General features: G+C 71.5%; 5 protein-coding genes and 1 pseudogene. 4 read left to right on the forward strand and 2 right to left on the reverse strand.

Going from position 1 to position 15,676, the window contains the following annotated elements; all coding sequences use genetic code 11:
- The first annotated feature begins 448 nt into the window (after positions 1-448).
- Both ACFV8T_RS00795 and ACFV8T_RS00800 read left to right on the forward strand, forming a co-directional pair.
- On the forward strand, positions 449-805 hold the full coding sequence (locus ACFV8T_RS00795) for a ferrous iron transport protein A (RefSeq protein ID WP_385323030.1): 357 nt from the start codon (positions 449-451) through the stop codon (positions 803-805).
- A 388-nt stretch (positions 806-1,193) separates the two neighbouring features.
- Positions 1,194-1,430, forward strand: a pseudogene (locus ACFV8T_RS00800) (hypothetical protein); the annotation flags it as partial.
- Positions 1,431-1,506: 76 nt separating this feature from the next.
- Here ACFV8T_RS00800 and ACFV8T_RS00805 read toward each other — a convergent pair.
- The gene (locus ACFV8T_RS00805; protein WP_385323032.1) at positions 1,507-4,521 is read right to left on the reverse strand and encodes an amino acid adenylation domain-containing protein; all 3,015 of its coding nucleotides are present in this window, start codon (positions 4,519-4,521) and stop codon (positions 1,507-1,509) included.
- A 41-nt stretch (positions 4,522-4,562) separates the two neighbouring features.
- Complete coding sequence (locus ACFV8T_RS00810) at positions 4,563-5,570, reverse strand: TauD/TfdA family dioxygenase (RefSeq protein WP_385323034.1); 1,008 nt, start codon at positions 5,568-5,570, stop codon at positions 4,563-4,565.
- Positions 5,571-5,969: 399 nt separating this feature from the next.
- Between ACFV8T_RS00810 and ACFV8T_RS00815 the strand changes: the two genes are divergently transcribed.
- Both ACFV8T_RS00815 and ACFV8T_RS00820 read left to right on the forward strand, forming a co-directional pair.
- Complete coding sequence (locus ACFV8T_RS00815) at positions 5,970-6,875, forward strand: menaquinone biosynthetic enzyme MqnA/MqnD family protein (RefSeq protein WP_385323035.1); 906 nt, start codon at positions 5,970-5,972, stop codon at positions 6,873-6,875.
- A 116-nt stretch (positions 6,876-6,991) separates the two neighbouring features.
- Positions 6,992-15,577 (forward strand): SDR family NAD(P)-dependent oxidoreductase, encoded by an 8,586-nt coding sequence (locus ACFV8T_RS00820; protein ID WP_385323037.1) that lies wholly within the window; start codon positions 6,992-6,994, stop codon positions 15,575-15,577.
- The last annotated feature ends 99 nt before the right edge of the window (positions 15,578-15,676 follow it).

Below are 15,676 nucleotides of genomic sequence, written 5' to 3' on the forward strand. Positions count from 1 at the left end.
CTCATCATTCCTGCGAACGCAACGAGCCCGCCCGGGTATTGCGCGCATATTCGTCATGAAGCAGAGGGAGCAGTCGATGAGCGAACCGTCCCCGACCCCGTCGGGATCCGGAGTGCCGCCCGCGGCCCCTCTTCCCCCGGGCCGCCCGCCGACACCGTCTCCCGATCCCGGCGGGCCCGGCGGGGATCCGCGACCGGGGCCGCCGAGTCGCCGCATTTCCGAATGGGCGGCGCTGATTTCCGCAGTGGCCGCGGTTCTCGGACTCCTGCTGGGATTCTTCGGCCTGCCCACGGTCGTGAACTCTCCCACCGCCAGGGTTGCCCGGCCGGCCGTCACTGTCACCGTTACCGCGCCGCCTCTGCCCGCGAGCGGTGGGTCGGTAGCGGAGCCGACCGACGCCGCATCTCCGGCGGGCCCCGTCGAACCGATACATACGAAGAACATCCACATGACCATCCGGTACTACCTGTCTTTCTCCCTGGATCCCGTCAAACCCCGTGAAGGGGAGGGAGACTTCAACTTCTTCGCCCTCGGGGACGGCGAGATCAACTCGACCGGAGGCACAGTGGTACGGCTGGATCCGGGCCAGAAGGGCTCGCTGGACGTCTGCACCTCCGACACCCGCTATGCCAGTCGGCTCGAGGTCGCCGAGCTGACACCGGGAACCCAACTCTGCGTTGTCAACAAGGCCAATGTCGGACTCATCGAGATCCGTGCGCTGCCCGACCCCAACGCCGCCAGCTCCTACCTCACTTTCGACGCCACGATCTGGCGTCAGGCGGTCCGCCCCGAGGGAACCGACTGAAGCGGCCCATGAGGCATGGAGCTCTTCCCCGCTGCATGCGGGGGGTTGCCGGGGGCGGGGTGGGGGCCGCAGAAGGTGCCGTCGCGGAGTATCGCGAAGAGTACGTCGGTTCGTTGTCCGGCGAGGTAGAGGCGGGCCCAGGTTCTGTCGTCAAATGCCACGCCCACGCCCGAACCAGCGGACGGCGCGGGCGATCTGACGCTTCACCCATCGCCCCGGCAGGCCGGGGGCTTGCTCGTGCGATCATACGGGCGGCTTTCGATGGACCGTTTGCACGGTCAACTGGTCAGAGGGTCGAGCGATCGAGCCATCGAGCCCTTGGGCATCGAGCAATCGAGCGAGAACGGGAGTGCGGTGTGAGCGGGGCCGGGGGCAGGACGGGTCGTCCGTGTCCGAAGAGGAGTGGGAGCGGTTCCTCCGTGAATCGGTGACGGGTGCGGCCGGGGCTCCTGTGGAGCCGTCGGCGCGCGCCCGTGAGGTGGAGCGGCGGCTGCGGGAGCGCTCCGGGCAGCCGAAAGGCTGGCGTACGTACTCACCGGCCCGGCCCCGACGCAGGACAGACTGGTACGTGACCGGGCTGGTGGCGGTAGTGGCCCTCCTGGTCGTGGCGCTCTTCCCGCAGCAGGCATGCTGACTGCCGCCTCGACGCGGCGTTCGGACCGAAGCGTCTCGGCCCCGTGCTCGCCCGCCCCGGGCGTGCGTCAGCGCAGGCTCTCCGCGACCTCCGCGACGTGCCGGAGGGTCGGGCGGGCGATGAAGCGTGCCAGGTGGGACATGAACTCCTTCTCCCGCTCCGGGGGCACCAGTTGCGAGGCCACCCGCGCCAGCATCGTCAGCAGGGTCACCGAGTCGCCGCCCAGCGCGTGGAAGTCCGGCTCCTGGCCCAGCCGGGCCGCGGGCAGGCCCAGCGTGTCGGACCAGATCTCCGCCACGGCCGCCTCGACGCCCGCACGCTCCCCGGCCGTCTCCGCCGATGCCGCCGGCGGTTCCCCGGACGTCTCGAACGGTGTGGGCAGCGCGGAGACGTCGACCTTGCCGTTCGGCGTGAGCGGCAGCTCCGGGATGACCAGTGTCGTGCCGGGGACCATGTAGCGCGGCAGCCGCTCGGCCACGTACGCGGCGAGCGCGTCGGTCGGCACCTCCCCGTCGAGCACGACCCACGCGTACAGCGCCTTGTCGGTCGTCCCCGGGCGCGGCAGGCCCGCGACGAAGGCACTGGCCACCGCCGGGTGCTCCTCCAGGGTGTGGGCGATCTCCGCCGGCTCCACCCGGTGGCCGTGCACCTTGACCTGCTCGTCGGTACGGCCCGCCGACTCCAGCTCGCCGGAGGGCAGCAGCCGGGCCAGGTCACCGCTGCGGTAGACACGGGTGCCGTCGGCGAGGCGCAGGAAACGCTCCGCGTTCAGATCCGGGCGGCCCCGGTAGCCGCGGGCGAGCTGGTCCCCGGCCAGGAACATCTCGCCGACCTCGCCCGGCTCCACGAAGCAGCCGCGCGCGTCCAGCAGATGGATGTGGGTGCCGGGGGTCGGCAGGCCGATCGGGACCGACGGCAGCTCGGCATCGCGCGCCGGGTCGAACTCCCGGGACATGCAGCCGATCGTCGTCTCCGTCGGACCGTACTCGTTGAAGATCCGGCACTGCGGGCCGAAGATCTCCTGGGCCCGCGCGGCGACCGAGCCGCGCAGCAGCTCGCCCCCCGCGACGACCGCACGGAAGCCCGTGGGGCGCAGCCCCAGCCGGCTGATCAGGTCGAGGTGGGTCGGGGTGAGCTTGAGCGCGTTGGCCCCCGAGGAGGTCAGCATCTCCCGCAGCACCACATGGTCGAGGTCGTCCGGGACCAGGGTGATGGAACCACCGGCCAGCAGCGGCAGGAACAGCGCCGTGTTGGACAGGTCGAACGCCAGCGAGGTGAAGAGCGGGTAGCAGGTCGTGTCGTCCACGCCGTAGGTGCGGATCGCCCAGTCGGCGAACACCGTCAGCTCGGCGTGCTCGATCTCCACACCCTTGGGGCGGCCCGTCGAACCGGACGTGTAGATGATGTACGCGAGATCGCCGGGCCGTACGTCGTCGCCGGCGGCCGGGCGGCCCCCGCGGTCGGCGAGATCCTCCAGGACCGCGGCCTCGCAGCCCACCGGCACCAGGTCGCGCTTGGCGAGCGCCCGGTCGACCAGGCAGACGCTCGCTCGGGCGTCCCGCAGCAGACCGGACAGGCGCTGGTCGGGATGGGCCGGGTCCAGCGGCAGATACGCCGCTCCGGCCTTCAGGACGCCCCAGATGCCCGCCATCGCCGCGACGGTCCGCCCCGCCGCCAGCCCCACGACCGAACCGCGGCCCAGCCCCCGGTCCCGCAGCTCCGCCGCGATGGCGTCCGCCTTGCGGCTCAGCTCCGCGTAACTGACCGGCCCCTCCGGCCCGTTCAGCGCGATGGCGTCCGGGGTGCGGGCCGCCTGCGTCTCGAACTGCTCCACCACCGTCCCGGTCCGGGTCAGCGGCAGGGCCGGGGCGTTGCCCGCCCACTCCCTACGGTGAGCGGGCGACAACTCCTCCTCGATCGCGTCGAGAAGCGCCTCCGCCCGCTGGGCGGTACCGGGACCGTCGTGCCAGCCGATGGTGATCTCCGTACGGCCGTCGAACTCCAGCAGGTCGACCTCCGGCGGACCGACCGGACCGGAGTTCGGCAGGGCGAACACATCGGTGGCCCGGAACGCGGAGGTGCTCAGCGCGTCCGGGCTGATCTTCCCCATGCTGGAGAGCGTCGCGAGGGCGGAGTACTTGTTCTGTGCGGCCGAGTACGCGTCGAGTTCGGAGATCTGACGGCGCAGGATGTCCAGCGGCACGGTCGTCATGACGGTGTCGGCGCGGGCCGCCAGGTCGTGCCCCTCGGCCAGCAGTGTCAGCATCCGCTCATGCGCCTCCTCCCACCCCGCGTCGGCGTCCACCTCGAACAGCGGATTGTGGGTGAGGTTGCCCGTCGAGCGCAGCTCGGGCGCGTACCGGCGCAGGTCCACCGGAACCATGAAACGCCCGGTCCGCACACCGCGGGCCCGTGCGATGGCGAGCGCCACCTTGGCGACCGCACCGGGGTGCGAACCGTCGATGGTGCGACGGCGCCAGAAGAAGCCCCGGTTCTCGCCGCCGGTGGCCCGGCGGCCCAGCGCGGACGGCCAGTCCAGATCCGCCTGGATACCGGGGGAGGACTTCACGCCCGCCGCGTCGAGCCGGTCGAGCAGCTGCGCCTCGCTCACCGCGTCCGGCGCCCCGAACAGCGGCTCGCCGCGCAGCGCCCGGAACACCTCTTCGGCCCAGAACATCAGGCCCTTGCCGTCGAGCGCGCCGTGGAAGGCACGGAAGACGATGTGCGTACCACCGGGGTGCCCCGACAGCAGCACCTCACAGGTGGGACCGCCGTCGCCCATCAGCGGGCGGTGCAGGTCCGGTGCGTCGGCGGCCGGGTCCAGGCTGCCCTCGGGCAGCTCCCGCACGGCCGGTGCCGCACCGCTGTCCGTCCAGGTCATGCCCGTGCGGGTGAGCCGGGTGCCGGGGCAGGAGAGCGCCGCCCGCTCGACGGCGGCGGCCAGCTCGGGCCGGCTGACGAGCCCGGTGCCCTGCACGAACAGATGCATGACACCGGGCACCGAGTCCGGATAGACCAGGAACCAGGCCTCCATGGGGGAGACCGGCCGACTGTAGATGGTGGGGTCCGCCCCGATGGGCATGGTGTGCTACCTCTCCTTGGCGTTCAGCGGGTCCGGAGTGTTCAGCTGGTCGGGGTGTTCAGCGGGTCGGGCGCGGCGCTCTGCAGCACCTGGCCGCCGTCCGGCCGCGACGCGCGCGACCTCCGGTGGTCGATGTGTACGAAAATCCGCTGGAGCCAGCGGTCAGCGCCGTCGTAGCGCGGCTGGAACGCGTTCCGGCCGTGCAACGCCATCCGGTTGTCGACCAGTGCGAGGTCGCCCGGCGCCAGCAGGAGTTCCTGGTAGCTGTGATCGACCGCCTTCTCCAGCAGGAGCAGCGCGTCGGCCGCGGTGTCGTCCAGCGCCGTCGTGCTGCTGAAGTCGACCGTCAGATCCGGGTCGTCGCCGCTGCCGGTCAGGATGCCGCGCGGCTCCTCGCTGCCGGGCGGCATGGCGAACGACGCCGGCGCGGCGATCGTGAAGCGCGGCTCGTGCAGAATCGCCCGGACCGGCTCCGGGAGCAGCGGCACGATGCGGCGGACCGACGCTATCCGCAGCTTCGCCACGTTCGCGTGGTCGTTGCGTACGCACATCAGGCCGACGAAGTCCGGGCGCAGCGGGTGGAAGGCGTTCTCCGTGTGCATGTTCAGCTTGGTGGAGCCCGCGTTGCCCTGGAAGCTCTCCATGCCGGGCACCGGGACCACGTCCTGCACCAGGGCGCCGGACTTCTCCTTGTCGAAGGCGACCACCTCGCCCAGTGCCATGCCGATGAGGGCGAGGGCCGCAGCCGGCACCGTGACGGTGCGCTGCACCGAGCCGGCGACGGACGGCGTGGCCGGCGTCCCGCCGGGCGCGTGCTGCGGCAGGTTGCGCAGCAGCAGCATCGCGTCGGTCCCCGGGTCCCAGGTGAACTGCCGCAGCCGGGCCCGCAGCCTGGGCGGCAGCTCGCTCGACAGTGAACGGGCGGCGGCGATCCAGTGGGGGTCGTCGATCAGGTGGGGAGCCGTACCGGACAGGTCCTCGGCCAGGGCGGTGAGTTCGGCTTTCTCCGCATCGTCCAGGTGCAAGACCGGGTCGACGATGCTTGCCACCTCCGTATGGGAAGACATAAGTCTCCATTCGTTGTCGAGATGTCGTGAGCGAATGCCAAGTGCTTTTCGAGCAGGCTACGAGCGCCCCGAAACGTGGGCAACCCTTATCGGTAGGGGTGTCACCCCTACCGTTAAAGGACACTTGCTGCAAGGACACTTGGTGCCACATCGGAAGCCGGAGTTCGCTCTGCGGGCCGCGCTACGGTGGCTGCGATCACAGCTCTTTGGCGGCGGCCGATAATTGCGCCAAAAATAAGTTCCGGCAGCCTGTCGGCCACGGTCAAGGATTCATAATTCGAGCAATCGGAAGCGTTGATGACCTTGAGCGCACAGACGACGGAAATAGAACCTTCGCAGATCTCCGGATCACTGGAGTACACGGATGGAACATTCACCGGAATGGAGTTCGGTGAATTCGGGCGGGCGGCGGCGTTCAAGCGGAGTCGCCCCCGTGTCGGCCACATCTCGTTCCTGAACTGCCTGCCCCTGTACTGGGGCCTCGCGAAGACCGGCAGCCTGCTCGACCTCGACGTCACCAGGGCGAGCCCCGAGATCCTCAGCGCCGCCCTGGCCGAGGGCCGGCTGGACATGGGCCCGATCAGTGTCTTCGAGTACCTCAAGCACGCCGAGGACCTGGTCGTCCTGCCGGACATCGCGATCGGCAGCGACGGCGACGTCCAGTCCTGCCTGATCTTCAGCAAGGTGCCGCTCGACGAACTCGACGGCGCGAAGGTCGCCCTCGGCTCGGCCAGCCGCACCTCCGTCCGCCTCGCCCAGCTGCTGCTCGGCGAGCAGATCGGGGTGAACCCCCGGTACGAGGTCACCGAGCCCGACCTCGGCGTGATGATGCGCGACGCCCAGGCCGGCGTGCTCATCGGCGATGTCGCGCTGCGCGCCGCCCTGTACGAGGCTCCCCGGCTCGGCCTGCAGGTGCACGACCTCGGCGGCATGTGGCGGGACTGGACGGGACTGCCCTTCGTGTTCGCCGTCATGGCCGTCCGACGGGAATTCCTGGCCCGCGAACCCGAAATGGTCCACCGCGTCCACGAAGACCTCAGGGTCGCGCGGGATCTCTCCCTCCAGGAGATCGACCTGATCTGCGAACAGGCCGCCGAATGGGAGACGTTCACCTCGGAGACGCTGAAGGACTATTACCTGAACGGACTCGACTTCGATTTCGGTCCACGACAGCTCGCCGCCCTCACCGAGTTCGCCCGCAGGGTGGGCGGACCGGACGCCGGATTCCCCGCGGACCTGCGCATCGATGTCCTCGGACTGCACCCGCAGGGGCCGCACAGGGGGTGACAGGGGTTCAGCCCCGAATCCGGGCGGATCACACTGTCCGCAACACTCCGGGCCGGAGTCCGCCGCTCGGTGTACGAGGGCCAAGAGGGGCCGAATCGAGAGACGGATATGGTGACATGCTGCGTGCCGAGCTGATCCGCCCATTCCCTGAAATTCTCCAGGGGCACGCCGAACGGTCCGGCGGGAAAACGGCATTCCGCGACGCGCGCAGGGCCGTCACGTACGCCGGCCTGGAGCAGCGCACCGGCCGGATCGCCGGACATCTGGCGGCTCTCGGGCTGGAACCCGGGGACCGCGTCGTGATCCTGCTCGGCAACCGCGTCGAGACCGTCGAGAGCTATCTCGCGGCGATCCGCGCCGCGGCCGTGGGCGTCCCCGTCAACCCGCACTCCGCCGACACCGAGCTCGCGCACATCCTCGCCGACAGCGGCGCCCGCGCCGTCATCACCGACCCCGCACACGTCGCCCAGGTCCGGCGCGCCCGGCGTGCCCGGAGCGCCGGAGACCGGGAACCCGTCCTCGTCGTAGTCCCGGACACCGGCCTTCCGGACGGTGCCGTTGGACCCGGCACCGTCTGCTACGAGACGCTCGCCACCACCGAACCCGTCGCCCCTGCCCGGGACTCCCTCGGCCTGGACGACATCACCTGGCAGCTGTACACCTCCGGAACCACCGGCAGACCCAAGGGCGTGCTGTCCACCCAGCGCAGCGCCCTGTGGTCCGTCGCCGCCTCGTACGCGCCGATCGCGGGACTCTCCGCCGAGGCCCGGGTCGTCTGGCCGCTCCCGCTCTTCCACAGCTTCTCCCACATCGCGTGCGTCGTCGGCGTGACCGCGGTCGGCGCCACCGCCCGCATCCTCGACGGCTTCTCGGCCGAGGACGTCGCGGCCGCCGTACGCGAGGAGTCCGCCACCTTCCTCGCCGGCGTCCCCGCCCTCTACCAGCACCTCGTCGACGCCGCCGACGGACAGTCCCTCAACGGCACCGGCCTGCGCACCTGCCTGGTCGCCGGCGCCATCACGACCGCCGCCCTCCAGACGGCCTTCGAAACCGCGTACGGCGTACCGCTGCTCAACCTCTACGGCAGCACCGAGGCCTGCGGCGCCATCACCATGAACACCGCCACCGGCCCCCGCGTCGAGGGTTCCTGCGGCCTGGCCGTCCCCGGCCTCGACGTACGACTCGTCGACCCCGACACCGGACGGGACAGCGCACCGGGCGCCGAGGGCGAGATCTGGGTCAAGGGCCCCAACGTGATGGCCGGTTACCACAACCGGCCCGAGGCCACCGCCGAAGTCCTCACCGGCGGCTGGTACCGGACCGGCGACCTGGCCCGCCGCGCCCCGTCGGGCCACTTCACCATCAGCGGCCGTCTGAAGGAACTCATCATCCGCGGCGGCGAGAACATCCACCCCACCGAGGTCGAGGACGTCCTGCGCGCCGTGCCCGGCGTCGCGGACGCCGCCGTCACCGGAAAGCCGGACACCGTCCTCGGCGAAGTCCCGGTGGCCTTCCTCGTCCCCGGCCCCGGCGGCCTGCCCGCCCCCGCCGAGCTCCTCGCCGCCTGCCGGACCCACCTCTCGTACTTCAAGGCCCCGCACGAGTTCCACGCGGTCGACCGCATCCCCCGTACCGCCTCGGGCAAGATCACCCGCCACGCCCTCCTCGGCCACCCCGCCCGCCTCCTGGCCACGTCCACCGCGGACCACATCCTCCACCGTCCCCGCTGGTCCCCCCTCCCGGCCCGGTCCGGCAGCCGGACCGCCTCCGACGCAGCGGAGACCTGGGCCGTGCTCGGACCGTCCGGGGCGGCGTCCGGAGCCGTCTTCGGTACCGGGCAGGCGTCCGCGCTGCGGAACGCGGGCGCCACCGTGCGTACGTATCCCGACGCGGCCTCGCTCACCGCGGACCTGGCCGCCGGTACTCCGGCACCCGACCGGGTCCTCCTCCTGCCCCTGGAGCACACCGGCCCGCCCACCGACCCGGTCACCGTCACGGATGAGCTGACCGCGGTGGTCGACGAACTCCTCGCGTGCGACGCCCTCCAGACCACCCGCCTCGTCGTGGTCACTCACGGCGCCGTGTCCACCGGTGCCGACGACCCGCTCCGCAACCCGGCGCACGCAGCGGCACGCGGAGCCCTGCGCACCCTCGACGACAGCCACCCGGGCCGCTGCACCCGCATCGACCTGGAAGCGCCCGCCCCCGAGAACCAGGACCTGCTCGCTCTCCTCGACGCCGTCGACAGCGGCGTTGCCGAGGGCGCCGTCCGCCACGGCCGGGTTCTCGTTCCCGGACTGCGCGACATCGCCCACATCGGGTCCGGGACATCATCCGACAGCCCGCTCGACCCCCAGGGCACGGTCCTGGTCACCGGCGCCGAGAACCCGGACACGGCCGACCTCGTCCGTCACCTCGTCACCGCCCACGGCGTACGGCGCGTGCTGCTGTCGTACGCCACCGAGGAGCACACGGCGGCGGCCCTGAGCGCCGAACTGGCGGACACGGAAGCCGAGATCACCGCCGCCGCCATCGACCTCGCCGCCATCGACCCCGCCGACCCGGCCGCACTCGCCGCCCTGATTCCGCACCCGCTCTCCCTCGTGGTGCACACTCTTCCCACCGGGCTGCGCGCCGCCGTCGACACCACCCTGCCCCTCCAGCACGTCGCCGGGCCCGCCCGCCTGCTGCTCATCGTCCCGTCGGGCACGGCTCCCGCTGTCGAGGCCTTCGCACACGCCCTCGCCACACAGCGCCACGCACGCGGCCTGCCCACGCTCGCCCTGACCACCGGAGCCGGCCTGGCGGGCCGCGCACGCACGGCCGCGTTCGACGCCGCGCTGCTGCTCGACGACGAACACAGCCTCGTCGCGGACCCCGACGCCACGGCGACGGCCGAGCCCGCGCCGCAGTCCGCCGCACCCGAACCCGCAACGGTCCGGCGACTGCGCGACGAACTCGCGGACCACACCGAGGAGGAACAGCTCCGGAGCCTCCTCGACCTCGTCCGCACCGAGGCCGCCGAGGTCGCCCAACTGCCCACGACACACGAGATCGAGCCCGACCGGGCGTTCAAGGACCTCGGTTTCACCTCCCAGGCGGCCGTCCGGCTCCGCAGCCGCCTGACGGCCGCCACCGGCCTCGTCCTCCCGGCCACCCTGGCCTTCGACCACCCCACCCCGGCCGCTGTCGCCCGCCACCTCCACACGCTCCTGACCAGCACAGGCACGGGCGCGGCTACGGGTACCGGCTCGGGCGCGTCGGTCACTCCGGCGGAGCGCACCGCCACCCCCGACGAGCCGATCGCGATCGTCGCGATGGCCTGCCGTCTTCCCGGCGGCATCACCTCGCCGGACGACCTCTGGAAGATGGTCGCCGACGGCGACCACGGCATCACCCCCTTCCCGGAGGACCGGGGCTGGGACCTGACCGCCCTCTACCACCCCGACCCGGAACACCCGGGCACGATGTACGTCCGCGACAGCGGATTCCTGCACGACGCCGCCGAATTCGACGCCCACTTCTTCGGCATCAAGCCGCGCGAGGCCCTGGCCATGGACCCGCAGCAGCGCCTCGTCCTGGAGACCTCCTGGGAGACCCTGGAGCGCGCGGGCATCACCCCGCGCTCCCTGCGCGGCACCCGGACGGGTGTGTACGTCGGCCTCATGAACCACGACTACGCCAGCGACATCGGCGCCGCCCTCGGCGCGGCCGAGGGATACGTGTGCACCGGCACCGCAGGCAGTGTGGCCTCCGGCCGGGTGTCCTACGTCCTGGGCCTGGAGGGCCCGGCGGTGACGGTGGACACGGCCTGCTCGTCGTCGCTGGTCGCGCTGCACCTGGCGGCGCAGGCACTGCGGGCGGGGGAGTGCGACCTGGCGCTCGCGGGCGGCGTGACCGTCATGGCGGGGCCTGGCTCGTTCATAGAGTTCAGCCGCCAGGGCGGCCTGGCCGCCGACGGCCGCTGCAAGCCCTTCTCGGACGATGCGGACGGCACGGGCTGGTCCGAGGGCGTGGGCATGCTGCTGGTCGAGCGGCTCTCGGATGCCCACCGCAACGGTCACCAGGTGCTCGCCGTCATCCGTGGTTCGGCCGTGAACCAGGATGGTGCGTCGAATGGTCTGACGGCTCCGAATGGGCCGTCGCAGCAGCGGGTGATCCGGCAGGCCCTGGCCAATGCGCAGCTCTCGGGTGATCAGGTCGATGTGGTCGAGGCGCATGGCACGGGTACGAAGCTGGGCGACCCGATCGAGGCTCAGGCGTTGCTGGCCACGTACGGCCGGGACCGCCCGGAGGGCCGGCCGTTGTGGCTGGGTTCGTTGAAGTCGAACATCGGTCATACGCAGGCTGCGGCGGGTGTTGCGGGCGTGATCAAGATGGTCATGGCGATGCGTCATGGTGTGTTGCCGCAGTCGCTGAATGTTGGTGTGCCTTCGTCGAAGGTGGACTGGTCGGCGGGCGCGGTGGAATTGCTGGCGGAGGCACGGGAGTGGCCGGAGGTGGGCGGCCGTCCGCGTCGGGCGGGTGTGTCGTCGTTCGGGATCAGTGGGACGAATGCGCACGTGATCCTGGAGCAGGCGCAGGAGGAGCCGGTCGGGCCTTCGGTTGTCGGGTCGGTGCTGCCGGTGGTGCCGTGGGTGCTGTCGGGCAGGTCGGAGCAGGCGCTGGCCGGTCAGGCGGAGCGGCTGTTGGGTCTGGTGGATGGTGTGTCGCCGCTGGATGTGGGCTGGTCGCTGGCTTCGACGCGTGCGGCGTTCGAGCACCGTGCGGTGGTGGTGGGTGAGGAGCGTGGGGCGCTGCTGCGTGCGGTGGCCGAGGGGCGGTCTGTCGCGGGTGTGGTGCGCGGGTCGGTCCAGGGTGGTCGTTCGGCGTTCTTGTTCTCGGGTCAGGGTTCGCAGCGGTCGGGGATGGGCCGGGAGCTGTACGAGGCGTACCCGGTGTTCGCGGATGCCTTTGATGCGGTGTGTGTGGAGCTGGACCGGCATCTCGACCGGCCGGTGAAGGAGGTGGTGTTCGGCGGGTCGGAGTTGATCGACCAGACCGTCTACACGCAGGCGGGCCTGTTCGCGGTCGAGGTTTCTCTCTTCCGGCTGCTGGAGCACTGGGGTGTGACCCCGGACTATCTGCTCGGTCACTCGATCGGTGAGCTGGCCGCCGCGCATGTGGCGGGTGTCTGGTCGTTGGAGGATGCGGCGGCGTTGGTCGCGGCCCGGGGCCGTCTGATGCAGGCCCTTCCGACCGGTGGGGCGATGGTCGCGATCCAGGCGACGGAGGCCGATGTCCTGCCGCTGCTGGTCGACGGTGTGTCCATCGCCGCGCTGAACGGTCCGGACTCCGTGGTCATCTCCGGCGACGAGGACGCCGTACTGACGATCGCGTCGGGCTTCGAGAAGACGAAGCGGCTCCGGGTCAGTCACGCGTTCCACTCGCCGCGCATGGAACCCATGCTCGCCGAGTTCAAGACGGTCGCCGAGGGTCTGGCCTTCCACGCGCCGAAGCTTCCGATCGTCTCCAACCTCACCGGTGAACTCGCCGGTGAGGAGCTGCTGTCGGCCGATTACTGGGTGGATCATGTCCGCCAGGCCGTCCGCTTCCTCGACGGCATGCGTCATGTGGAGGCCCAGGGCGTCACCACGTACCTCGAACTCGGACCCGGCGGCGTCCTCTCCGCGATGGGCCAGTCCTGCGTGACCCGCGACGAGGCCGGTTTCGTACCCGCCCTGCGGAAGAACCGCACCGAGCCCGAGGCACTCACCTCCGCCCTCGCCGAACTCCACGTCCGAGGCACCCGCATCGACTGGACGACGTACTACGCCAACACCGGCGCCCAGCGCACCGACCTGCCCACCTACGCCTTCGACCACCAGCACTACTGGCTGGCGTCCGCAGGCGGTTCCTCCAGGGACCCGAGCAATCTTGGCCTCGATCCGGCCGGACACCCGCTGCTCGGTGCCATGACCGAGATGGCCGGCGCCGGTTCGGCGCTCTTCACCGGGCGCCTCGCTGCCACTTCGCACGCCTGGCTTGCCGACCATGTCGTCATGGGCACACGTCTCGTCCCGGGCACCGCCCTGGTCGAGTGGGCCCTCCATGCGGGCGAGCGTGTCGGTGCCGCCGTACTGGAGGAGCTGACCCTGCAGGCGCCGCTCGTCCTGCCCGAGCAGGGCGCCGTGGCCGTGCAGATCGCCGTGGAAGCCCCGGGGGAGGACGGCCGACGTGTCGTTCGCGTTCACTCGCGTGCCTCCGCCGATATCGGTGGTGCCTGGGTTTCGCATGCCTCGGGTGTGTTGGCTGACACCCCGGCAGCAGACGCCGAGTCCCTCACGGACTGGCCGCCGACCGGGGCTTCCGAGGTCGAGGTCGACGCCGTCTACGAGGAACTCGCCGGACTCGGACTGGAGTACGGGCCGTCCTTCCGCGGCCTGCGTGCCGTCTGGCGGCGCGGCGACGAGACCTTTGCCGAGGTGGCCCTGCCGGAGGCGCTGCGCGACGCCGCTGACGGCTTCGGGCTGCATCCCACGCTCATGGATGCCGCCCTGCATCCCATGGGCCTGGGCACCAGAGCCGAGCTGCCCTTCGCCTGGAGCGACGTACGGCTGCACGCGGTGGGTGCCGAGCGGCTGCGGGTGCGCATCACCCGGACCGACCCGGCCGACCCGGAGAGTTCGGGCGCCTCGGTCGTACTCGCGGACGGTACGGGTGCCCCCGTGGCCTCCGTCGGTTCGCTGGCGCTGCGGCCCGTGACGCGGGAGCAGTTGGCGGCTCGGGCCCATGGTTCGGGAGGTGTGCAGCCCCTGTACCGGATCGGTTGGAGCCCGCTGGACGCGGCTCGGGCCACTGCCGGTGCGGCAGCGGAGGTGGATGTCATCGAGGTGCCGGGCGCCGCCGACGGTGTGGACGCCGTGGCCGACGTACACCATCGGGTGATACGGGCCCTGGAACGGTTGCAGGTGTGGCTGTCCGAGGAGCGTTCTGAGGGCGAGCGGGTGGTCGTGGCCACTCGTGGCGCCGTCGCGATCGAGGGCGAGGTGGTGCGGGACCTCGGCGCAGCCGCCGTGTGGGGTCTCGTACGTTCCGCCCAGTCAGAACACCCCGGCCGCGTCGTGCTCATCGATACGGACCCGGGTCGGGACCAGGACCAGGATCAGGGTTTTGCCGCGCTTGCCGCCGTCGGGGAGCCGCAGCTCGCCGTGCGGGGCCGACAGCTCCACGCCGCCCGCCTGACCCGGACGGCCCCGACCGGGACCGACACCAACACCGGGCGCCCGGATGTCGGGGGCACGGTCCTCATCACCGGCGCCTCCGGCACGCTAGGCGGTCTGATGGCGCGGCACCTCGCCGGAGCCTGGGGCGCTCGGGATCTCGTCCTCGTGAGCCGGCGCGGCGCGCAGGCTCCGGGCGCGGCCGAACTCGTCGCCGAACTGGCAGCCCTCGGCGCCACGGCCCGCTTCGAGGCGTGCGACGTGGCGGACGGGCAGGCCCTCGCCGCGCTCGTCGGCGGAATACGCGCCACGGGCCGGCTCGCCGGTGTCGTGCACACTGCGGGCGTCCTCGACGACGGGGTGTTCGGCTCGCTGACCGGGGAACGCCTCTCGGGTGTGTTCCGGCCGAAGGTCGACGCGGCCTGGCAGCTGCACGAACTGACCGCGGACCTGGACCTCTCCTTCTTCGTCCTGTTCTCCTCCGTCTCCGGCGTGGTCGGGCAGCCCGGTCAGGCCAACTACGCGGCGGCCAACACCTACTTGGACGCGCTGGCGCAGTACCGCAGCGCCCGAGGACTGCCTGCCACCTCCCTCGCCTGGGGGCCGTGGGCCGAGGGCGGCATGTTCGGCAGGATGAGCGAGGCCGACGTACGAAGGCTCAGGCGGTCCGGAATGGTGCCGATGTCGTCGTCCGAGGGGCTGGAGCTGTTCGACACGGCCGTCATGTCCGGTGAGCCCGCCGTCGTCCCTGTCCTGCTCGACCTGCCCGAGTGGCGCCGCGCAGCCGCGGACAGCGGCGCCGTCCCGTATCTGATGCGGTCGCTCGTACGCGTCACACCGCGACGGGCCGCGAACGATTCGGGCGTGGCCACGTCCGAACAGTCGCTGCGGACCCGCCTCGGGGCGCTTGCCCCCGAGGAGCGCCGGGCCGCCGTACTGGAGGTCGTCACCACGGAGGCCGCCGCGGTGCTCGGCCATGCGCCCGGGTACCGGATCAAACCGCAGCAGACCTTCAGCGAGCTGGGCTTCGACTCCCTGACGGCCGTCGAGCTCAGGAACCGGCTCGGCACCGCGACCGGTCTCCGGCTGCCCCCGACGCTGATCTTCAACTACCCGACGGCCGAAGCCCTGGCCGCCCGCGTCCTCGAACTGGCGGCTCCGACCGGGGCCGGTGCCGGCACCGGGGCGGGCGGCATCGGAAGCACCTCGGCACCGGCCGATCCCGGCGCGGAACTGCACCGGCTGGAGGAGGCGTTCGCCGCGCTCACTCCGGAGCGCGTGCGGGAGCTGGCCCCCGACAGCGACGCGATGGACGAGGTGGCGGACCGTCTGAAGACCCTGGCATCGCAATGGCGCGAGGCCAGGGAGGCGCTCGCCGCCACGGCGGAAGACCTCGGCGCACCCGATGGAGCCGGGCCGGAAGACATGCGCGAGGAGCTGGATTCCGCGACGGACGACGAGCTGTTCGCCTTCATCGACCAGCGCTTCAGCGCCTCCTGAACGACAGCACCGACTCAAGGCGGCGTCTCATGAACGACAGCGTCTGCTGAACGACAAAGGGTCTGCCCCGCCGGGGACGGCGGGGCAGACCCGAAGGGG

The organism is Streptomyces sp. NPDC059832 (assembly GCF_042731715.1).
In the GTDB taxonomy this organism is placed as follows: Bacteria; Actinomycetota; Actinomycetes; order Streptomycetales; family Streptomycetaceae; genus Streptomyces.